This window comes from Rugamonas sp. GW822-FHT03B10 (assembly GCF_058801745.1).
Map to the genome: position 1 here is coordinate 14405 of NZ_JBXANP010000015.1, position 21143 is coordinate 35547.

At 70.1% G+C, this 21143-nt stretch carries 14 protein-coding genes; 7 read left to right on the forward strand and 7 right to left on the reverse strand.

The window, feature by feature from the left end; translation table 11 throughout:
* Positions 1–99: 99 nt before the first annotated feature.
* From AC1RQG_RS20630 to AC1RQG_RS20655, 6 genes are all read right to left on the reverse strand, one after another.
* Positions 100–576, reverse strand: coding sequence for a molybdenum cofactor biosynthesis protein MoaE (locus AC1RQG_RS20630; RefSeq protein ID WP_493134117.1), 477 nt, complete (start codon positions 574–576; stop codon positions 100–102).
* Positions 573–3164, reverse strand: a complete 2592-nt coding sequence (locus AC1RQG_RS20635; protein ID WP_493134119.1) for a DUF349 domain-containing protein — start codon at positions 3162–3164, stop codon at positions 573–575. The genes AC1RQG_RS20630 and AC1RQG_RS20635 overlap by 4 nt, the downstream gene beginning before the upstream one ends.
* A 76-nt stretch (positions 3165–3240) precedes the next feature.
* On the reverse strand, positions 3241–3951 hold the full coding sequence (locus tag AC1RQG_RS20640) for a hypothetical protein (RefSeq protein WP_493134121.1): 711 nt from the start codon (positions 3949–3951) through the stop codon (positions 3241–3243).
* Between the two features lie 167 nt (positions 3952–4118).
* On the reverse strand, positions 4119–6746 hold the full coding sequence (locus AC1RQG_RS20645; RefSeq protein WP_493134123.1) for a bifunctional acetate--CoA ligase family protein/GNAT family N-acetyltransferase: 2628 nt from the start codon (positions 6744–6746) through the stop codon (positions 4119–4121).
* Between the two features lie 91 nt (positions 6747–6837).
* Positions 6838–7827, reverse strand: coding sequence for a DUF2804 domain-containing protein (locus AC1RQG_RS20650; protein ID WP_493134125.1), 990 nt, complete (start codon positions 7825–7827; stop codon positions 6838–6840).
* The gene (locus tag AC1RQG_RS20655) at positions 7824–9071 is read right to left on the reverse strand and encodes a winged helix-turn-helix domain-containing protein (protein WP_493134127.1); all 1248 of its coding nucleotides are present in this window, start codon (positions 9069–9071) and stop codon (positions 7824–7826) included. Before AC1RQG_RS20655 ends, AC1RQG_RS20650 begins: the two co-directional genes overlap by 4 nt.
* Positions 9072–9314: 243 nt before the next feature.
* On the opposite strand from AC1RQG_RS20655, the gene AC1RQG_RS20660 reads away from it, so the two are divergent.
* The 3 genes from AC1RQG_RS20660 to AC1RQG_RS20670 all read left to right on the forward strand — a co-directional run bounded on the left by AC1RQG_RS20660 (position 9315) and on the right by AC1RQG_RS20670 (position 17251).
* On the forward strand, positions 9315–11954 hold the full coding sequence (locus AC1RQG_RS20660; protein ID WP_493134129.1) for a sensor domain-containing diguanylate cyclase: 2640 nt from the start codon (positions 9315–9317) through the stop codon (positions 11952–11954).
* Positions 11955–12069: 115 nt separating this feature from the next.
* On the forward strand, positions 12070–13341 hold the full coding sequence (locus AC1RQG_RS20665) for an exonuclease SbcCD subunit D C-terminal domain-containing protein (RefSeq protein WP_493134131.1): 1272 nt from the start codon (positions 12070–12072) through the stop codon (positions 13339–13341).
* A 16-nt stretch (positions 13342–13357) separates the two neighbouring features.
* Positions 13358–17251, forward strand: a complete 3894-nt coding sequence (locus AC1RQG_RS20670) for an AAA family ATPase (protein WP_493134133.1) — start codon at positions 13358–13360, stop codon at positions 17249–17251.
* 26 nt (positions 17252–17277) lie between these two features.
* Here the strand turns inward: AC1RQG_RS20670 and AC1RQG_RS20675 are convergent, their stop codons facing one another.
* Entirely contained in the window at positions 17278–17436 is a 159-nt protein-coding gene (locus AC1RQG_RS20675) for a hypothetical protein (protein ID WP_182159197.1), read from the reverse strand.
* Positions 17437–17649: 213 nt separating this feature from the next.
* Between AC1RQG_RS20675 and AC1RQG_RS20680 the strand changes: the two genes are divergently transcribed.
* From AC1RQG_RS20680 to AC1RQG_RS20695, 4 genes are all read left to right on the forward strand, one after another.
* Positions 17650–18336, forward strand: a complete 687-nt coding sequence (locus AC1RQG_RS20680) for a putative metalloprotease CJM1_0395 family protein (RefSeq protein WP_493134135.1) — start codon at positions 17650–17652, stop codon at positions 18334–18336.
* A gap of 38 nt (positions 18337–18374) precedes the next feature.
* Entirely contained in the window at positions 18375–18587 is a 213-nt protein-coding gene (locus tag AC1RQG_RS20685; protein ID WP_493134137.1) for a hypothetical protein, read from the forward strand.
* A gap of 68 nt (positions 18588–18655) precedes the next feature.
* Positions 18656–19684, forward strand: a complete 1029-nt coding sequence (locus AC1RQG_RS20690) for a hypothetical protein (RefSeq protein WP_493134139.1) — start codon at positions 18656–18658, stop codon at positions 19682–19684.
* Between the two features lie 293 nt (positions 19685–19977).
* Complete coding sequence (locus AC1RQG_RS20695; RefSeq protein WP_493134141.1) at positions 19978–21135, forward strand: methyltransferase; 1158 nt, start codon at positions 19978–19980, stop codon at positions 21133–21135.
* Positions 21136–21143 lie beyond the last annotated feature (8 nt).

The following is a 21143-nucleotide window of genomic DNA, read 5'->3' on the forward strand; positions in this document are numbered from 1 at the left end:
GCTCCATAGAATTTTTAACTTATCTGCCAAATAAGGCTTGGCGATCCGTTTTCAAGGAGACTCCTATTTAATTAAATAAACAATGATCCAGGTCAAACCTCAACCAGTGCGCCATTTGTCCAGCGCCGTCTCGTCCGTCACGCGCGCGTCCACCCAGCGCGCGCCGTCCGGGGTCTGCTCCTTTTTCCAGAACGGCGCCTCCGTCTTCAGGTAGTCGATGATGAACTCGCAGGCCTGGAACGACTCGCCGCGGTGCGCCGACGTGACGGCCACCAGCACGATCTGCTCCAGCGGCCTGAGCGGCCCCACGCGGTGGATCACCAGCGCGCCGAAGATGGGCCAGCGCTGGCGGGCCTGCTCGATGATGGCGGCGATCGACTGCTCCGTCATGCCCGGATAGTGCTCGAGCTCCATCTCGGCCACGCTGGCGCCCTCGTTCAGGTCGCGCACCGTGCCCACGAACGTCACCAGCCCGCCCACGCCGGGCTGGCCGGCGCGCAGGGCCGCCACTTCGGCCGTCAGGTCGAAGTCGGCTTCCTGGATGCGTACCTCGCTGCGGAAGGCCATGGCCGTCATGCCGCCTCCGAGGCGCCGATGCGGCGGAACAGGGCTTCGATGCGGCTGGCCGTGCGCGCGTCGGCCAGGGCCGGCATGGCGCACAGGGCCAGGAACTGGTCGGCCTGGGTCTGCGGCTTGTGGCCGGACTTGAGCGACGATTGCAGCACTTCGACCTGCATCTTCAGGCGCTCGCGCGCGAACTCGGCGCCGCTGTCGACACCGGCCACGATCTCGAGGCGCAGCACTTCGTCGAGCAGACGGGCGCGGTTGGCCGCCAGTTGCTCGCCGTAGGCGGCGCGCCGGCCGTCCAGCGCGGCCAAGGCGGCCGTGAAGCGCGCGTGCAGCGTCTTCTCGTAGTCGGCCGCCAGCGGCGGCAAGGCGCGCCAGCGCCCTTCCCACTCGGCGCCATGGACCGCGTCGCCGCCGGCGATGGCCTGTTCCAGCGCCTGCACCAGACGCAGCTTGTCGCGCAGCGCGTTGGCCTGGGCCGCCCCGGCGCGGCGCCGGATGGCGTCGGCCTGCGCCTGGACGGCCGCCACGGCCGCCTGGTAGCGCTGGGTGATCTTCTGTTCGCTGGCGCGCGGCACCGAGCCGGCGCCATGCCAGGCGGCGGCGGTGTCGCGCAGCAGCTTGGTCATGGCGGCCAACTGCGCCTTGTCCTCGCCGCTGAACGTTGCCGTTTCCAGCGCCGCGCACAAGTCCTCGCGTGCGTGCAGGTGGACCTTGCGCTCGTGGTCGGCCGCGTGCGCCGTTTCCTTGCGCTGGGCGAAGATGGCGTCGCAGGCGGCCCGGAAGCGCAACCACAGCGCCTGCTCGGCCTTGCGCTCCAGCGGCAGCGCCCTGGCATGCTCCTGCCAGCGCTCCTGCAGGTGGCGCAGCTTGTCGAGCGTGTGGCGGTCGGACGGCTGCAACTGCTCCACTTCCGCGATCAGCTGCTCGCGCTGCCCCATCTCAATCTGGCGCTGCTCCGACAGCGGCGCCAGCAGCCGGGCCAGCGCCTGGTCGAAGGCGGTGTCGAGCTTCTTCTTGTCCTTGCGGTCGATGGCGCCCAGGCGGCCCCACATCTGGCGCAGGCGCTGGGCGGCGGCGGCGATGTTCTTCCACTCGGCGCCCTCGCGCACCCCGGCCGCCATGGCATCGGTCTCCTCGATCAGGGCCTGGGCCTTGACCGCGTTGCTGTGACGCTCGTCCGCCAAGTGCTTGAAGTGGGCGGCGGCCGGCGCGTAGGCGGCCGTGCAGGCGGCGTCGAAACGCTCCCACAGGCTCTTGGGCGCGTGGCCGGACACGGTGTCCAGGCCCTTCCACCGTTCGCGCATGCTGCCCACCTTCTTGGCCAGCTCGCTCATGGACAGGCCCAGCGTCTGCAATTCCTCGACCGCCTTGACCAGTTCCTCGCGCGACACATTACCGCCCCAGCGGGCCCAGTTGGCCAGCCGCTTCAGTTCGGCGCGCACATGGGCCAGGCGGTCGGCCTGGGCCGGCGTCAGGCGCCCGGTCTTGTGTTCCTTCAGCCATTTGTCGTGCTCGGACGCGGCGTGCAGCAGGCCCTCTTCGAGCGCCGCCTCCATGGCGGCCAAGGTGTCGAGGAATTGCTGGCCCACCGGCTTGTGGACGGCCGCGTCCTTGTTCGCGTCCTTGTTCGCGTCCTTATTTGCTTCCTTGGCCGGTTTGCGGGGCTGGGCCACGGCTTCGGGCGGCGCCGGCAGGCGCGCCAGCACGGCGTCCAGCCCGGCCTGCAGGGCCGAGGCCAGCTCGCCGGCCGGCACGGCCGGCAGGGCGCGCCAGTCGCGGCGGATCTGTTCGGCATCCAGCGTGGCCGGATCGGCCGCCTGCCACGCGGCCAGCGCCTGCTGGCGGGCCGTGACGGCGGCCTGGTGCTGCTCAAGCTCGGCCAGGGCGGCGCCGGCCTGCGCCAGCGCGGCGCTGTAATCGCTGAGCAAATGACGGGGCAGCGATGCCTGTTCGGGCGAGGCCTGGAAGGTGGCCTGGGCGGCCGTCAGCCGGGCCAGCGCGGCGCCCGCCTCGGCCGGGGCCAGCGCGGCGGCCGGCAGGCGGCGCAGTTCGGCCAGCGCGTCGATCACCGCGCGCTGCAAGGTGACCTGGGCTTCCAGGCGCCGGGCCAGCGCGGCGCGCACGCCGTCGAACGTGGCGGCCAGTTCGGGGCCGGCGGCCGTGACGGTCCACTGGCGGTCCAGCTCGGCCACCTGGTTGGGGGTGAGCTTTTCGTCTTGCAACAGGCGCTGGGCGCTGGCGATGCAGGACTGGGCCTTTTCCTGCTCGGCGCGCTGGTAGCGGATGGCGTCGAGCCGGCCTTGCATCAGTTTGGCCACGCGGCGGTCGGTGTTGCGCATGGCGTGCAGCACTTGTTCCAGCTGGGGCTGAGAGTGCACGTGCTCGGCGGCGGCCAGGCGCACGCCGGCGAATTCGCTGTGCAAAATCAGTTCGACGGCGGCGGCTTCGTCGCCGTTCAGGGCGCGCGCGCGCTCGGTCTGCTCGTCGCGGCGGGCAGCGCTCTGGGCGGCGGCGGCGGTCGGCTCGGCGACGGCCATGGCCGTATCGGCCGCGTCCGGCTTGTCGGCCGCGCGCTTAAAGAGGAATTCGAACATGGTGGGCTTTGCTATCTGGTGGGGGGGCTAAAACCACCATGATAGCAAAGCAGACAGATTTTGCTCGGGAGGCCGGCTATCCGGCGCGTACGCGCGGGCGCAAACGGCGCTCCGGCGCCTGCCGCAACAGCGGTGGCAGGGTCTGTTCCGCGTCCATGCCGGGCAGCGGCAACACGGCCAGCGGGGGGATGTCGATGCCGTCGGCCGGCCGGTCGTCGCCGTTGCCGGCCGCGCCGCCGTCGGCCGCGGCCGGGGTCGATGCGGGCGGCTTGCCGCGCCGCACCTCCTCGAGCTTGGCGTCGTGCAACAGGAACTGGTTGGCGATGGCGAACCAAGCCTCGCCGCCGATCACGCTGCGGGCGATGGCGAACAGTTCCCGCTCCTCCTTTTCCAGCCGCTGCAGCAGGGCCGCGCAGAACGCGTCCACGCTGTCGCAGATCTGGCCGACATGGGCGTCGTTGCCCTCGGCCACGTCGCCCATGCGCGCCTGCATGGCGCGGATCTCGGCCAGGGCCGACTGGTTCAGGTGGTTCAGTTCCTCGATCAGCTGGTCGGCCCGTTCCGTGGCCTGGCGGATGGCGGGGATCAGGTACATTTCCGTCTTGCGCCAGTTGCAGGTCTGGTACAGGCGGTTGAGCATCTCGCATGCGTATTCGAGTTGCCCGATAGTCAGGCTATTTTGCTGCAACAGCGTGGCGCGCACGTGGTGCTGGAACGATTGCAGGCTGATCCGCACCTTGGCTTGCTCGACAGACAGAGCAACCAGCGTGTATGTGGCCGTTAACATAGGTGTCCCCCGGCTGACCGGCGCCCGCGTGGCGCTGCGCGGGCGATTGTTGTCTCGGAATTATTGTCTCGCGGAACCGCATAGGGGGCGGCAGCGTCAAGCGAGGAACTACCAGTGTAAAGAATTCCGACAACGCCGTCTTGTGCAATATCAAATACTGCGCCGCATCAGTTGACCGGTTGCAACGGTAGGCGCAGGTTGACCATGCCGGCCTCCGCATGGGGCAGCACGGCGCCGCCGAAGTGGCGCACCAGGTCCTGCACACCATGGTTTTCCGACAAGGCCTCGCCGCTCAGCTCGACCGTGCCCCGCGCGCGGAAATAATCGACCAGCTTCTGGAACAGGATGCGGCCCAGGCCCAGCCCCTTGAGGTCGGAGCGCACGATGATGGCGAATTCGGCGCTCTGGTTGTCCGAATCGACCACGGCCCGCACCACGCCCAGCGTTTCGGGCTGGCCGTCGGCGCCGCTGGCGGTGGCGATGAAGGCCATGGCGCGGTCGTAATCGATCTGGGTCAGGCGCGCCAGCTGCGACGGCGGCAGCTCGCGCATGGCCGAGAAGAAGCGCAGCCGCACGTCGTCCGGCGCCAGCGCGCGGAAGAACGCCAGGTGCTGCGGCGCGTCCTCCGGGCGGATCGGGCGCAGCACGATGGTGCGGCCCTGCCACGCCAGCGCCTGCTCCAGTTCCTGCGGATATGGCCGGATCGCCATGTCGGCCCTGGTGCGCGGCGGCGCCAGCCGGATCTCGGCGTCCAGCGCCAGCACGCCGTCGGCGTCGGCCAGCAGCGGGTTGATTTCCAGTTCGGCCAGCTCGGGCAGGTCGGCCACCATCTCGGCCACCTGCACCAGCGCGCGGCCGATGGCGTCGGCGTCGGCCGGCGCGTGGTCGCCATAGCCGGCCAGCAGGCGCGCCACACGGGTGCGGCCCACCATGTCGCGCGCCAGCACCATGTTCAGCGGCGGCAGGCCGGCCACGCGGTCGTCGGCCACCTCGGCCGCCGGGCCGCCCTGGCCGAACACGATCACGGGGCCGAACACGGGGTCGGCCCGGACCCGGATCGCCAGTTCCTGCGCCTGCGGCCGGCGCGCCATCTGCTGCACGGCGAAGCCGGGACTGGCGGCCGGCCGCAGCCGCCGCACCCGCTCGCGCATGGCGCAGGCGGCCGCGTGCAGCATGGCGTCGTCCTCCAGGTCCAGCACCACGCCGCCCACGTCGGCCTTGCGGCCGATGTCGTGCGCGCCGGCCTTGAGCGCGACCGGATAGCCGATGCGGCGCGCGGCCGCCAGCGCCTGCTCGGCGTCGGCCGCGAACTCCGTGGCCGCCATCGGGATGCCGTAGGCGGCCAGCAGCGCGCAGGTGTCGCGCGCGTCGAGCGCCGTGTGGCCGGCCGCCAGCGCGGCCGTCACCAGCGCCTGGGCCGCCGCCCGCTGCGGCGCGGCGGCGGCCGGCACCCGGGCCGGCACCTCGATCAGCAGGTCCTGGTTGCGGCGGTACTGGACGATCTGCAGGAAGCCATGCACGGCCTTCTCCGGCGTGTCGTAGGTGGGCAGGCCGGCGTCGCTGAAGGTCTGGCGGGCCGCCGCCACCGAGCGTCCGCCCAGCCAGCACGAGAGCACGTTGCGGCTGGCCGCCCGCAGCTGCGGCGCCAGCGCCTCGGCGATCTGGGCGCTCGGCACCATGGCCGTGGGCGCGTGCAGGAACAGCAAGGCGTCCGCCTGCGGCTCGTGCAGCAGCGCGTCGACGGCGCCGCTGTAACGCTCCACGGGCGCGTCGGCCAGCAGGTCGAGCGGGTTCGATTGCGGCGCGTCCAGCTGGCGCAGCCGCTCCACCGTCTCCGGCGACAACGCGGCCAGATGGGCGCCGCCCGTTTGCAGGGCGTCGGCCGCGATCAGCCCCAGGCCGCCGCCATTGGTCAGCACGGCCAGCCGCTCGCCGCGCTGCTGGCGCGCGCGCGCCAGCGTCTCGACCGCGTCGAACAGGTCCTCGGTGGAAGACACGCGCAGCATGCCGGCGCGGCGGATGGCGGCGTCGAACGCCAGCTCGGCGTCCGGGTCCGGGTCGCGCCCCACCTTGAGCACGATCACGGGCTTGCCGCGCGCGGCCAGCCGGCCGGCCGACATGAACTTGCGCGCGCAGCTGACGCGCTCCACGCACAGCAGGATGGCGGCCGTGTCGTTGTCGGCCGCCAGATAGTCGAGCAGGTCGCCGAAGTCGACGTCGGCGCCCTCGCCCATCGCGACAAACGTGGAAAAGCCGATGCCGCGCAGGCTGGCCCAGTCCAGCACGGCCGTGCCGAGCGCGCCCGATTGCGACACGAAGGCCAGCTTGCCGGCCGCCGCCGCCAGGTGCGTGAAGCTGGCGTTCAGGCCCAGCGCCGGCACCTGCAGGCCCACGCTGCCGGGACCGAGTATGCGCAGCCGGTGCGGCCGCGCCGCCTCCAGCATGGCCTGGCGCACGCTGCGCGCGCCGGCGCGATGGGCGTCCAGGCCGGCCGTCATCACGATGGCGGCGCGGGTGCCGCGCGCGCCCAGGTCGGCGATCAGGCCGGGGATGGTGGCCGGCGGCGTGCACAGGATGGCCAGCGCCGGCGCGGACGGCAGCGCGCCCACCTTGCCGTAGCAGCGCAGGCCGTGCAGCTGGTCGTGGCGCGGGTTGACGGGCCACAGCGCGCCGGCGTAGCCGCCTTCGACCAGATTGGCCAGCACGCGGGTGCCGATGCGTTGCGGCTTGTCGGACGCGCCGATCACGGCCACCGAGGCCGGTGCGAATAAATGCTTGAGATGCCTGATGCTCATGCCTGATCCTTACCGGCTCGCGCCGCGCTGTTGCTGTTGCTGTTGCAGGTTCTTTTGCTGATGCCGTTGCCGCGGCCGATGCCGCCCAGGGCTACCAGCGTGAACTGTGGTCTTCCGTCACGCCCACCAGCTGGTTGACCATGCGCTTGGGCGCGTCCGGCGCCGTGCGCACCCAGCCGCTGAAGGTGCCGATCGGCTGCAGGTAGCGGCTGGCCGCCACCACCAGGTTCTTGTCCTCGCGCCGCGCGCCCTCGGGCGTGAAGAACAGTTCCAGCTGGTCGTCCTCGGTGAAGATGTGCCAGCGCGACAGCGGGTCGCTGTTATCGTACAGGAAGTGGGCCGGCCCCAGGGCATGCAACTGGCCGTCCAGCCACAGCGCGTTCTCGTTGGCGCCGAAATAGCCGGCCTGCAGGTTGAAGCCCACCTCCAGGTTGTGGCCCGACGCCCAGCGCCAGGCCGTCTCGCGCGCCAGCAAGCCGTTGGAATAGTCGAAGCTGGCCACGCCGCCGGCCAGGTCGTATTCGTCGCGGAAGGTGCGCACCCGGCCCGTGACGGGCATGGCGGTCGATTTCTGGGTGGCGTGCACGGAACCCTTGGCCACCGCCCCGCACGCCAGCAACAGCGGCGCCGTGCCGGGACCGAATTCGGCGTCGATCTCCAGGTAGTCGCAGCGCAGCGCGAGCCGGTAGCGGCCCGGTGCCGGGCTGTCGATCGCGATGTCGCTGCGGCGCGTCTTGAAGCGGCTGGCGCCGGCCGCGTTGTCGGCCAGGCTGGCCGACAGGCCGGGCAAGCCGTCCTGCGAGAAGTTGGCCAGCATGTCGCCGTCGTCGCGGTCGAACGCGTAGGCGAAGGCGGTGCTGGTCCAGCCCACGTCGACGATGGCGACGGCGCAGAAGATGCGTTCCGTGCCCAGCGCGATGTAATGCCAGCGCTTGTGGTGGAAACGGCGCCACAGGGCGTTGCGGGCATAGGGCGCCGCCAGCCGGGGCCAGTCGAACTGGTCGACCTGGCCGGCGTAGCGGCCAAACACGGGCTGGCCGTCGGGGCCGATCAGGCTGGCGGGGGCGGCGGGCAATATCATGCGGAAGCGTCTTTCTGTTCTTGGTTGGTGAGGTTGAGCCGGGCCCGTAACAATTGCGTGAAGTGCGCCGGCACAGTGGCGTTCACCTGTACGCACGGGCAGCCGTGCCATTGCGCACAGCGCTGCAGGGCGGCCGCCACGTCGCGCACAAAGCGCTCGCTCAGGCGCACGCCGGGCTCCAGCGCCAGCGATTTCAGCTCAAACACGCCGGCGTTGCGGTGCGCCTTGGCGTCCACCCGCCCCACCAGCGCGCCCCGGCGCAGGATGGGCAAGGTGAAATAGCCGTAGCGGCGCTGCCCGGCCGGCGTGTAGCATTCGAGCCGGTAATCGAAGCCGAACAGTTCCAGGGCGCGGCGGCGGTCCCACACCACGGGGTCGAACGGCGACAAGATGGTGGTCAGGGTGGGCGCCAGCGCGCCGGCGGCGGCCGCCGCGAGCAGCTCCGCGTGGTCCGGATGCACATACACGGGATCGTCCCAGCCGGCCACGCGCGCCTCCAGCAGCGCGCCTTCGGCCACCAGCGCGCGCGGGTCCAGGCGCGGCGGGCGGGTGCGGAAGTAATCGCTGATCCAGGCGGCGCGGGCCAGGCCCAGCGCCTTGACCGCCTTCAGCACCAGCGTGCGCCGGGTCTGCTCCAGCGACGGCATGCGGCTGTCGTCCCAGCCCGGCAGCACCCGTTCGGCCAGGTCGTACACCCGCTGGAAGTTGTGGCGGCGCGCGATCATCAGCACCCCGGCCGTGAACAGCACTTCCAGCGAGCGCTTTTCCGGCTTCCAGCCCCACCAGCCGCCGGCCTGGCCGTCGGTGCGCTCGAAGTCGGCCGAGCGCACCGGTCCATGGGCGCGGATGTGGGCCAGCACGGCATCGACATCGGCGCGCCGCTCGCGCATCCACTTCTCCGAATACTTCCAGCCCATGGCGCCCGGATCTATCATTCTGTGCCGGTACAGTCCATAATCCTCGACCGGCACAAAGCAAGCCTCGTGCGCCCAGTATTCAAACAGTTCACCGCGCTCCAGCGACTGTTCCAGCCACACCGGCGGATAGTCGCCCAGCCGGCTCCACAACACCAGGTAGGGGCTGCGCGCGACCACGTGGATGGTGTCGATCTGCAGCACGCCCATCTGGCGGATGGCGGCCAGCACGTCGGCCTGCACGGCCTTGCGGCGGCGCGGCTGCAACAGGCCCTGGGCGGCCAGATGCAGCGCACGGGCGGCCGCCAGGGTCAGAGTGGGTACGGTCAAATCCTGCTTCCTCAGGTGTGGGCCGGTGGCCGCGCGGCCCCGGCGCGGTGCGCGGAACGCCTATTCTAATAAAGAAACCAACATTGCCTGTGTTTTTTGTGCCACCGAAGTGATGCCTTTGGACACTTTTTTTTGCCGTGCGCGGCACCCAAGGCGGGCAATTCCGTGCAGAATAAGCGAAATCGTCCTGAAGACCGCCGGCCTCGGCATGCCACCTCCGACGCGGGGAATGCAGAATACTCAATGACACCGATCGCCTTCAGCCCTGCACTGCGCTTCCTGCGCCGCCTGTATCGTTGGATACTGTTACCAGTGTTTGCGCTGGCGTTGCTGGCCACCATGTGGACGGCCGTGGTGTACCAGGTGGGCCAGGAACGCCAGAACGCCCACGCCGAGGCGGTGCTGCGCAGCCAGTCGCTGGCGCGCACGCTGGCCGAACACGCCACTCACCTGCTGCGCCAGACGGACCACGCCAGCCAGCTGTTCAAGCTCAAATACGAGGAGACGGGCGGCGCGCTGCGGCTGGCCGAATTCAACCGCCCCAACGGCCTGCTCGATTCGCTGCTGCCAACCCGGCTGGAATTGCCGATGGCCCTGCTCGACGCGCGCGGCCAGGTGGTCGACAGCATGCACGGCTACTTCGCGCCCGACATCGGCCGGCAAGCGTTCTTCCGCACCCACGCCACCACGCCGGCAGACACCACGCTGGTGACCACGCCGGTGGTGGAGCCGGCCACCCGGAAGTGGCAGATCCAGTTGTCGCGGCGCCTGAACGCGCGCGACGGCAGCTTCGCCGGCGTGTTCGTGGTCATGATCGACCCGGCCATCTTCGTGGAGGACTACGACCGCCTCAACGTCGAGGAGCAGGGCGCCGTGTTGCTGGTGAGCCGCGACAGCGGGCTGTCCACCGGCCGGGTGGAGGAACGCCTGATCATCAGCGACACGCTCGACTTCCGCCCGTCGGCCGACAGCGCCGACGAACTGCTGCTCAAGCACCCGTTCGACGCGGTGGAGCGCATCTACAGCTACCGCGACCTGCCGCGCTACGGCCTGACGGCGGTGGTCGGCATCACCTCGCACGCGGCGCTGGCACGCTTCACCCACCAGCGCAACGTCTATTACGGCGCCGTCACCGTCGCCTCGCTGCTGGTGCTGCTGTTCTGCGGCCTGCTGATGCAGCAGGCGCAGCGCCTGCGCCGCAGCGCGCGCCAGGTGAGCGAGGCCCAGCTGATGCTGCGCGCGGCCGCCAACGCCAGCCTGGACGCCGTCTATCTGCTGCGCGCCTGCCGCACCCGCGAAAAGCCGTACCCCATCGTCGACTTCACTTTCGCCGATTTGAACGAGCGCGGCGCGCAACTGCTGGGCCACCGCCGCGAGGAACTGGTCGGCCGGCGCGTGCTCGACGTCGTGCCGGCCCTGCGCGAACGCGGCTTCCTCGACAAATACCTGCGCGTGCTGCAGACCGGGTTGCCGCTGGAGGAGGAATTCGACGCCGACTTCCTGCCCGGCCCGCCCCGCTGGCTGCGGCACCAGATCGTCGCCATCGAGAACGGCGTGGCCGTGACCACGCGCGACATCACGGCCCGCAAGGAGAGCGAGCTGGCGATGCGCAAGAACCAGGCTGAACTGGCCGCCGTCAACGACGCCTCGCCGCTGGGGATGATACGGGCCGACCGCGCCGGCCACTGCACCTACGTCAACCGCACCTTCGAGGCCATCACCGGCCTGACCCGCGAGCAGGCGCTGGGCGACGCCTGGATGGACGCCGTGCACCCGAACGACCGCCAGGAGCTGACCGCCTCGCTGCAACGCATGGCCGAGACGCGCGAGCCGTTGCAGGACACGGTGCGTTGCCTGCGCCCCGATGGCGAAGTGACATGGGTCTCGTTCAAGGTGGCGGCCATGACGGTCGACGGCAAACTGTATGGCTACGTCGGCACGCTGGACGACATCACGCTGATGCGCAAGTCGGTGATGGCGCTGCGCGAGAGCGAGGCGCGGCTGCGCACCATCACCGACACGCTGCCGGCCATGATCGCCTACATCGACTTCGAGGAGGTCTACCGTTTCCACAACATCGCCTACGAACGCGAATTCAACCGCGTCGGCCTGCACGTGCACGGCAAGAGCGTGCGCGAGACGATAGGCGAGGAACGCTACGCCTTCCTGGCGCCCTACATCCGCCGCGTGCTGTGCGGCGAGACGCTGTCGTTCGAGGAGGAGGACAACAGCCAGGGCTACGAGCGCACCTTCGAGGTGGTCTACATCCCCCAGCACGACGTGGACGGCATCACCGTGATCGGCTTCCACGTCATGCGCCAGGACATCACGGCGCAAAAGCGCGAGAAGCAGCGCCTGCTCAAGCTGTCGCAGATCGACGCGCTGACGGGCCTGACCAACCGCGCCGGCTTCCTGCAAAAGCTGCACGACGCCATGACCGCCTGCCGCGAGAACGCCAGCATGATGGCCGTGATGTACATGGATATCGACCGCTTCAAGCCCGTCAACGACACCTACGGCCACAGCGTGGGCGATGCCCTGCTCAAGTCGTTCTCGGCGCGCCTGACCCACGCCATGCGGGCCAGCGACACCATCGCCCGGCTGGGCGGCGACGAATTCACCATCATCATGGAGCGCGTCAGCCGCACCGAGGACGCGGCCATGCTGGCCGGGAAGATCGTCAGCGCCATGCAGGCGCCGTTCAACCTCGATGGCACGTTGGTCAGCGTGTCCGCCAGCATCGGCCTGACCTTCTACAGCGACGAGGACATGACCCCGGCCGAACTGCTCAACCGGGCCGACGTGCTGCTGTACGAGGCCAAGCAGGCCGGCCGCAACACCTTCCGCGCCGGCCCGGCGCAGCCGGTGGTGCACGCGGCCTGAGCGCGCGCCACCGGCTGCGGCTGACCGGCTGGCCGCCCGATGACGACTGCGTCAAACCGCGGCGGCCCTTCTTGCGCTATATTGTGCGCTTTACCGCCCGCGCCCCCCTATCTCCATGCGTCTGCTGCACACGTCCGACTGGCATCTGGGCCAGTCACTCCATAATTTCGACCGCGCCTACGAGCACCAGTGCTTCCTGAACTGGCTGCTCGACACCATCGTCGCGCAGCAGGTCGACGCGCTGCTGATCGCGGGCGACGTGTTCGACAACGCCAATCCGTCGGCCGCCTCGCAGCACCAGCTGTACCGCTTCCTGCGGCAGGCCAGCGAGCGCGTGCCGCACCTGAACCTGATCGTCATCGCCGGCAATCACGACTCGCCGGGACGGCTGGAGGCGCCCGGCCCGCTGCTCGAAGCGCATGGCACGCGGGTGGTGGGCAGCGTGCGGCGCGGCGCGGACGGCGAGATCGACCTGGAACAGCTGGTGTTGCCGCTGACGGACCGCGACGGCGCGGTGCGGGCGTGGTGCCTGGCCGTGCCCTTCCTGCGTCCTGGCGACGTGCCGCGCGCGGCACCCGCCAACGAAGCAGCGGACGGCGACGACGCCACCGGGCAGGCGCCGGCCGGCGATCCCTACCTGGCCGGCATCGCCCTGCTCTACCGGCAAGCGCTGGCGCTGGCCGAGGCGCGCCGCCAGCCGGGACAGGCCATCGTGGCCATGGGCCACTGCCACATGGTGGACGGCCAGATGTCGAACGACTCGGAGCGCCGCATCGTCATCGGCGGCACGGAGATGCTGCCGGCCGGGATCTTCGGCCCCGCCATCGCCTACGCGGCGCTCGGCCATCTGCATCTGGCGCAGGCGGTGGGCAAGCAGCAGCACATCCGCTACTGCGGCAGCCCGATCCCGCTGTCGTTCGCGGAGGTGGGCTACCAGCACCAGGTGCTGCTGATCGACGTGGAGGGCGAACAAGTGGGCGCGATCACGCCGCTGCCCGCACCGCGCGCCGTGCCGCTGCTGCGGGTGCCGGCCAGGCCTGCGCCGCTGGCGCAGGTGCTGGAGGAACTGGCCGCGCTGGCGCCCGTCCCGGCCGAACCGCACGCCCAGCCCTTGCTGGAAGTGCGGGTGCTGCTGGACGCGCCCGAGCCGGGGCTGCGCGCGCGCATCGAGGCCGCGCTCGATGGCAAGCCGCTACGGCTGGCGAAAATCGAGACCTCCAGCGCCGCCCGTGAACCGAGCCAGCACGATCAGGCCATGACGCTGGACCAGTTGGCCCAGCTGAAACCGGACGACATTTTCAAGCGCCTGTACACCCAAAAATTCGGCAACGACGCGCCCGCCGACCAGTTGAGCGCCTTCGGCGAACTGATGCTACCGGGCGCCTGACCGCCATTACGACACCATGAAGATACTGAAAATCCGGGGCAAGAACCTGGCCTCGCTGGCCGGCGAGTTCCAGGTCGATTTCGAAACCGAACCGCTGGCCTCGGCCGGCCTGTTCGCCATCAGCGGTCCGACCGGCGCCGGCAAAAGCACCTTGCTCGATGCCCTGTGCCTGGCACTGTACGACGCCACCCCGCGCCTGCTCAAGGTGCAGGGCCGCAGCGTGCTGCCGGACGTGGGCGCCGAAACCATCTCCACGCAGGATCCGCGCAACCTGCTGCGGCGCGGCACGGCCGAGGGCTACGCGGAAGTCGATTTCGTCGGCAACGACGGCGCCAGCTACCGCGCGCGCTGGAGCGTGCGTCGCTCGCGCACCAGGACCGAAGGCGCGCTGCAACCAACGGCCATGAGCCTGCACCTGCTGCCGACGTTGCAAGCCGTGGGCGGCACCAAGACCGAAGTGAAGGCCGCGATCGAGCAACGCATCGGCCTGTCGTTCGACCAGTTCACGCGCGCCGTGCTGCTGGCCCAGAATGAGTTCTCCACCTTCCTGAAGGCCGAGGACAACGAACGCGGCGAACTGCTGGAGACGCTCACCGGCAGCACAATCTACAGCGACATCTCGATCCGCGCGTTCGAGCGGGCCAAGCTGGAACAAGGGAAGCTGCAACAACTGAACCTGCGCCTGGCGGACCAGAAGCCCCTTGCCGCCGAGGAGCGGGCCGCCCACGAACAGCGCCACGCGAACGCCCAGGCCACCCTGGCGCGACTGGACCAGCACAAGGCCGCGCTGGAACAGCAACTGCGCTGGCATCGCCAGGCGGACCAGTTGCACGCCGCCGAACGACAGGCGCTGCAGGGCTGGCAGGCATGCGCCGCCGACGTGGAAGCGGCGGCGCCGCGCCGTACCGCGCTGGCGCAGATCGAAGCGGTGCAGGCCGCGCGCCCGCTGGCCGATGACATGGCGCGCATCGCCGGCGAGATCGCCCGCACCGAGACGGCCATCGCCACCCGCCAGGAGCAAGCCGCGCAGGCACGGCTGGCGCAGCAGCAGGCGGCGGACGCGCTGGCGCGGGCGACGGCGCAACTGCTGGACGCGGAACAAGCCCGGCGCGCCGCCTCGCCGCAACTGGATCAGGCCAAGGCGCTGGATGCCCGCATCGAAGCCATGATGCCGGCCTATCGCCAGGCAGCCAGCCAACGCGACCAAGCCGAGGCGGCGGACACGCAGGCCAACGCGACCCTGCGCGACAAGCTGGAGCAGCGCAGCAAGCTGCAGGCGGCCCAGGACAGCGCCGCCGCGTGGCTGCAACAACACCAGCAATGGCAGACACTGGCCACGTCCTGGGAACGCTGGGACGTGCTGTTCGTGCAGGCCGGCCAGGCCGCGTCGCAGGCGGAAAAGCTGGCGCGTGAACTGGCGCGGGCACAGCGCACCGCCCAGGCGCAACGCGAGCAACAGGAGCAGGCCGGTGCGCGGCTGGCCGAATCGGCCGCCGCCATGCAGGCGCTGGAAGCCCGGCGCCAGCAAGCCATCCAAGCGCTGGCGGCCTGCGCGGACCAACACCTGCCGCAACGCCGCAGCCAGCTGGAACAACGGCGCGACCTGCTGGCCGGTGCGGAAAAACTGTGGCTGGAGCTCGACGCACGCCAGCGCCGCAGCCGCCAGCTGGAAGCGCAAACGGCGCAACTCCACCAGGCCAAGGCCACGGCGGAAGCGCAACTGGCGTTGGCCCGGCAGGAACACGTGGGCATCATGGCCGCGTTCGCGCAGGCCGAGCGCTCGCTGAAGCTGGCCGAAGCGGCTTGCGCGGAAAGCGTGGAAAAGCTGCGCGCCACGCTGGAGGACGATACGCCCTGCCCCGTCTGCGGCGCGCATGAGCATCCCTACCGCCATGACGACGGCGCCCTGCAAGCCATGCTGGCGGGACTGCGCTCCGAGGTGGTGCGTTGCCGCGACCAGGTGACGGCCAACGCCAACGAACAGACCAACCAGCGCGCCATCGTCCAGTCCCGCATCGAACAATTGGGCGACATCGCGGCCGAAACACGCGGCGTCCACGACGCGCTGCAACTGGCCCAAGCGGCCTGGCGCAGCCACCCGCTGACCGGGGATGCAGACTCGGAATCCGCCCTGCCAGACGAGGACCAGCGGGTCGCCTGGTTCGATGCGCAACTGGCCGCCACGCGCGGCGAATTGCAGCAGGTCGAGCAGCAGGAGGCGGCCGTACGGGCCGCCGCCGCAGCGCGCGACCAGGCGCAACGCGCGTGCGATCAGGCCAACGCGGAGCATGCGCGCCTGCTGGAGCAGGCCAACGCTGCGCGGACGGCGCTGGCCGGCATGGCGGCCGAACTCAAGGCGCTGGACGAACAACGCATCGAAGTGGCGCTGCAACTGGCGGCCTTGCTCGACGATTTGAACCCGGCCTTCAGCGGCGGCGACATTCCGGTCGAGGACTGGCGCGACGACTGGCGCAGCGGGCCGGCCCGCTTTTATGAGGCACGCAAGGCCGAGAGCCGCAGCTGGCTGGCGCAGCACGAGGCGAGCGAACAGCGCGCCCTGGCGCTGGCCACCTTCGGCGTCGAACTGCACGCGTTGACGGCCGCGCGGGACAAGACGGCACTGGATGCGGCTGCGGCCCGCCACGCCTTCAGCCAGGCCGACGCCGCGCTGCGCGCCGCCCAGGATGCGCGCATGGCGCTTTGGGACGGCAGACCAGTGGCCGACATTGAAGGCGCGCTGCAGGCGGCCATCGACGCCGCCCGCGACAGCGTGGCGGCGCAACAAGCCAAAGGACAACAGGCCGCGCACGACGCGGCGCGGCTGGACGAGGCGCTGGCGCAGGCGCAAGCGGGCCTGGTATCGCTGCGGGAGGCTGCGCAGGCGGCCGCCCACGGCCTGGACGACTGGCTGCGGTCGTACAACCAGCGCCAGCCCGACACGCCGCTGGCCGATGCGGCGCAACTGCACGCGCTGCTGGCGCACACGCCGCATGCCATCCACGCCGAACGCACCGCCTTGCAGGCGCTCGACAGCGCGGCGGGCAACGCAGCCGCCGTGCTGCGTGAGCGCCAGGAACAGCGCGCGCAGCACCTGCGCGACGCGCCGCCGGAACCGGCCGAGTTGGCCGAGTTGACCGAATTGGCCGACTTGGCGGAAGACTGCGCCAAAGCCAGCGACAGCCAGCAACAGAACGCGATCCCGGAGGATGCATCATCCGAGGCGGCGCTGGAAGACGATCCAGCCACGCGCATCGCGCACCGGTTGCAGGCGCTGGCGGCCCGCCGCGCCGAGGCCGACGAGGCGAGCGTCGCATCACGCCTCGCGCTGGAGCAGGACAACGCGAAGCGTCGCCAGGCCCAGGCCATGCTGGCGGACATCGAACGTCAGGAAGCAATCGAAGAACGCTGGGCGCGCATGAGCGAATTGATTGGCTCGGCCGATGGCAAGAAGTTCCGCAACTACGCCCAGCAATTCACGCTGGAGGTTTTGCTCGGTTACGCCAACGCCCACCTGCGGCAACTGGCGCGCCGCTATCAGCTCGAACGCGTTGTCAATCCGGCCAACCCGTCGCTCGGCCTGCTCGTGCGCGACCAGGACATGGGCGGCGAGATGCGCTCCGTGCATTCGCTGTCGGGTGGCGAATCGTTCCTCGTGTCGCTGGCGCTGGCGCTGGGGCTGGCGTCGCTGTCGTCCAACCGCGTGCGGGTGGAGTCGCTGTTCATCGACGAGGGCTTCGGCAGCCTGGATGCGGACACGCTGCGGGTGGCCATGGATGCGCTGGACGGCCTGCAATCGATGGGACGCAAAGTTGGCGTCATCTCGCACGTGCAGGAGATGACGGACCGCATCGCCACCAGGATCCTGGTCCAGCCGTCAGCCGGGGGCAAGAGCGCCGTCACGGTGGAATAAGGCCCGCGGCGTCGCGGCCCGCCGACTCAGCGCTCGCGCGCGTTGGCGGGCCGCGACATCCTGATCAGCTCCCACCCCAGTTCACGCCGGATCTGTTGCGGGTCGGGCGGCGGACGACGCTCCACGATCTGGTTTTGCAACCACTGTCGGACGGATTCCTTGCTCGGTTGCTTGGACTGCTCCATGGCGTGACCTCTTGGCGGTAGGACTGCGGCGGCGACGCTGGTCGCATCGCCGGACACACCCTCAACGCCACGGCGTCCTTTCAGTTGACGCGCGCCTCGCCGCCTCCGCCCTTCAATTGCAACCAATTGCTACAGCGGGGCGGGGCCGGATTTGCTATTATCTGGACAAGTTCGCAGGTCGTTCGCCAACCTGGGCCACTCCGTCCCGCCGCCATGAGCACAGCCGCCATCCCCGCCAGCGCAAGCACCGTGCCGCCGCCCTCGGTGGCCCTGCGTGCCGCGTCCGGCACCGCAGGGCAGGACGCCACCCGCGCCACGGCCAATGGCGACGCGCGCGCCGGCGCCCCAGGCGACCGTGCAGCGACCGGCACTGCCGCCCCTGCCCCGGCGCCCCAGTCCACCGCCTCCAGCACCACCACGCTGACGCCGCAGGCGCTGGCCCTGATCGACCGGCTCAAAACGCGCGACACGGAGGTGCGCCAGCACGAACAGGCGCACCTGGCCGCCGCCGGGGGCATGGCCGTCTCCGGCGCCTCCTACACTTACCAGCGCGGCCCGAACGGGGTCGATTACGCCATCGGCGGCGAAGTCCACATCGACACCTCGCCCGGACGCACGCCCGAGGAGACCATCACCCGCGCCCGCACCATCCAGGCCGCCGCGCTGGCACCGGCCGACCCGTCCGGCCCGGACCGCGCGGTGGCCGCCCAGGCGCAGCAAATGGAACAACAGGCCCGGGCTGAACTGGCGGTCGAAACGGCGCAGCAGGCGGGAGCGGCCAGCGCGCCGTCGACCGGCGCGCAAGTGGCGCCGCTACAACAGCCCCCTACGGCCGAATCGGTCCGGCGCGCATACGAGATGACGCCACCGGCCCCGCCCCGGCTCGACGTCGTGGCCTGATGATAGAATCGCGCCTTTGTCCGCGATTCATCCAGATCATGCTTAAAGCCCCACGCACCCTCACGTTCAAATGCGCCAACTGCGGCAAATCGGTCCAGGTCTTCCTGCAAAAGGTATCGGCCTGCTCCCACATCCAGCCCTACCAGGGTATTTGCCAGTGCGGCGAAGTCAAACGCCACGCCACCGGTCAGAAGGAAGCGGTCCAGTCCTATCTGGCATCGCCCGATGGCAGCTGGTCGCATCACCATTAATTGCAATAAAGACCTCAAGTTTTTGACTCCGGGGTCGTTATCGTAAGTACCATCCTCAGGAAACTGCCATGTCTACCATCTCCGCACTCGGCGCCCGCACGTTGCCGGCGCAAGCATACCCTGCCGCCCTTGCGCAGGCCGATGCCCGGCCAGCCAACGTCCCCGCGCCCAAGGCGGCGGGCAGCGACAGCGCCATTTCCCTGTCCAACAGTGGCGTCGACCTGGAGAAGCGCCTGTCTTCGCTCGGCAATTCGACGGTGGACCTGGCCCAAAGCCTGCTGGGCAGCTTCGCCCAGAACCTGTTCGGCGATGCCGGCAAAGGCGCGGCCATCTCGTTCGACTCCGTCAGCCTGGACGCCCAATCGAGCCTGAGCGCGGCCGTGCAGCACAGCACCGGCCCCAATGGCAGCACCGACGCGGCGGGCGTGCAACTGACGGACAGCACCCACTTCCTGGGGAAAGGCACGATCACGACGGCCGATGGCCGCAAGTTCGACTTCGAGATCGAAGTCCAGTACAGCGACCAATACACGGCGCTGGCGGGCCAGCACAGTTCAAGTACAGCCGCCGCGCAGGGCGCCAGCGGCGGCCAGGGAACCACCGGCACTGCTGGCGGCACAGGGCAAACCAGTCACGCGGACACCAGCGGCCTGCCGACGGTGCAGTTCCCGAACGTGGACTTCCCCGGCACGCTGGCCGACCTGTTCCAGCTGATCGGGCGTAACCTGCAATCGAGCCTGTCGGTCGACCCTGGCGCCGGCGACAAGAGCAATGGCAACAATATCGACCGTACAACATTGCGCAACCTGTCGTTGCGTCTGCTGAGCCTGGTCGACAGCAAGCACAAAGACACCTACGCGCCGCCCAACGGCGCCGAGGCGCGCGCCAAGTCCGTCGCGGACGCGTATGGCGCGGCGCCGGCCGCCACCGACGCGGCGCAAGCCGGCGCGGTGCCATCGCAATCACCATCACCATCGCCAGCAACGAGCGCGCCATCGGAAACGACGGTGTCAGCCAGCACCGGCACCGGCACCAGCACCGCCGCCAGCGCGACAGCGGGCACCGACGCCGACCCAAGCGCGGCGTTGGCCGCCTGACTCCGCCCCGCCACCGTCATCGCAGACCGACCACTGATGCCACGCCTGCGCGGCGTCGTCCGTGGCATGGGGACGGCGTCACCGGTGGGCGCGTCGGCCCGGCTCTGAATCGCCACGTATAATAGCGGCCACATTCGCGCCATCGTTGCCCCCTCGTCCTGCCAGCACACCCGTCGCGGCAGTGCCGGTGGCTTGCACAACGTGGCGCCCGCCCCTATCCACCGTACCGATTGCCCCAAGATGCCCCTTCATTCCTCCGCTCCACGCTCCCCGCAACGCATGCAGGTGGCAGCATGACCGCCCCGATCCAGCACATCCACTGGCAGGAGAACGGCGCCGAACAGACGGCCCGCTGGCGCTCGGAAGCAGGCATGCCCCCGCCCAAGCGCGTCGTCATCGCCGATGACCGTACCAATGCCGACGTGGCGTACCGCCTGGCCTGCGAAGGCACGGCCCTGCTGTGGCGCGGCGACTTCCAGAACGCGCGCCAGTTGCTGCAAGCGCTGGCGCGGCGCGCCGACCACAAGCACGGCAAAGGTGGCAAGAAGGCGCCCAAGACAGCCAAAGTACCGGCCACGCCCACCGACGCGTTCCACCTGCACCGCCAGGCCCAGTCGCAACGGGCGCGCACGCTGGCCATGCTGCTGATTCCGTTCGACGCCGACTACGGCATCCCGCTGCGCCGGGCGCCGGACGTGAAACTGGCCTGCAATGAAGCGTACGACCGGGGCGAGGAGCCGTTCATCGCCTCGCTGCGCGAGCTGCTTGGCCTGATCGGCGCGCATGAATGGCGCCGCACGGGCGTCGAGATCGCGGCGCTGGGTGCGCGCATCCACCCGCACTATGGCGTGTTCTCGCCGGTGCGCGGCGAATACGTGCAGCTGGTGGCCGACACGCCGCTGCCGGCCGGCGCCAAGCTGGCGTTCGACATCGGCGTGGGCACGGGCGTGCTGTCGGCCGTGCTGGCCAAACGCGGCGTGGCGCGCGTGGTCGCCACGGACCAGGACCGGCGCGCCCTGAGCTGCGCGCGCGAGAACCTGGCGCGGCTGGATCTGGACCAGCAGGTCGAGCTGGTGGAAGCCGACCTGTTCCCCGAGGGCCGCGCGCCGCTGGTGGTGTGCAATCCGCCGTGGGTGCCGGCACGCCCCAGTTCACCGATCGAATACGCCGTCTACGATCCGGACAGCCGCATGCTGCGCGGCTTCCTGGACGGACTGGCGGCCCATCTGGCACCGGGCGGCGAAGGTTGGCTGATCCTGTCCGACCTGGCCGAGCATCTGGGACTGCGGCCACGCCAGCAACTGCTGGACTGGATCGCCGCCGCCGGCCTGAAGGTATTGGGCCGTCACGACGTCAAACCCATGCATCCGCGCGCGGCCGACGCCAGCGATCCGCTGCACGCGGCCCGCGCCGCCGAGGTGACGTCGCTGTGGCGCCTGGGCGCGGCCTGACCACGCAC

Excerpts from the sequence above, each read along its gene's own strand:
- AC1RQG_RS20640 (WP_493134121.1), bottom strand. The coding sequence starts at position 3,951 with ATGTTAACGGCCACATACACGCTGGTTGCTCTGTCTGTCGAGCAAGCC.
- AC1RQG_RS20695 (WP_493134141.1), top strand. The coding sequence starts at position 19,978 with ATGACCGCCCCGATCCAGCACATCCACTGGCAGGAGAACGGCGCCGAA.
- AC1RQG_RS20685 (WP_493134137.1), top strand. The coding sequence starts at position 18,375 with ATGCTTAAAGCCCCACGCACCCTCACGTTCAAATGCGCCAACTGCGGC.
- AC1RQG_RS20660 (WP_493134129.1), top strand. The coding sequence starts at position 9,315 with ATGACACCGATCGCCTTCAGCCCTGCACTGCGCTTCCTGCGCCGCCTG.
- AC1RQG_RS20630 (WP_493134117.1), bottom strand. The coding sequence starts at position 576 with ATGACGGCCATGGCCTTCCGCAGCGAGGTACGCATCCAGGAAGCCGAC.
- AC1RQG_RS20665 (WP_493134131.1), top strand. The coding sequence starts at position 12,070 with ATGCGTCTGCTGCACACGTCCGACTGGCATCTGGGCCAGTCACTCCAT.
- AC1RQG_RS20645 (WP_493134123.1), bottom strand. The coding sequence starts at position 6,746 with ATGAGCATCAGGCATCTCAAGCATTTATTCGCACCGGCCTCGGTGGCC.
- AC1RQG_RS20680 (WP_493134135.1), top strand. The coding sequence starts at position 17,650 with ATGAGCACAGCCGCCATCCCCGCCAGCGCAAGCACCGTGCCGCCGCCC.
- AC1RQG_RS20675 (WP_182159197.1), bottom strand. The coding sequence starts at position 17,436 with ATGGAGCAGTCCAAGCAACCGAGCAAGGAATCCGTCCGACAGTGGTTG.
- AC1RQG_RS20690 (WP_493134139.1), top strand. The coding sequence starts at position 18,656 with ATGTCTACCATCTCCGCACTCGGCGCCCGCACGTTGCCGGCGCAAGCA.
- AC1RQG_RS20670 (WP_493134133.1), top strand. The coding sequence starts at position 13,358 with ATGAAGATACTGAAAATCCGGGGCAAGAACCTGGCCTCGCTGGCCGGC.
- AC1RQG_RS20635 (WP_493134119.1), bottom strand. The coding sequence starts at position 3,164 with ATGTTCGAATTCCTCTTTAAGCGCGCGGCCGACAAGCCGGACGCGGCC.
- AC1RQG_RS20650 (WP_493134125.1), bottom strand. The coding sequence starts at position 7,827 with ATGATATTGCCCGCCGCCCCCGCCAGCCTGATCGGCCCCGACGGCCAG.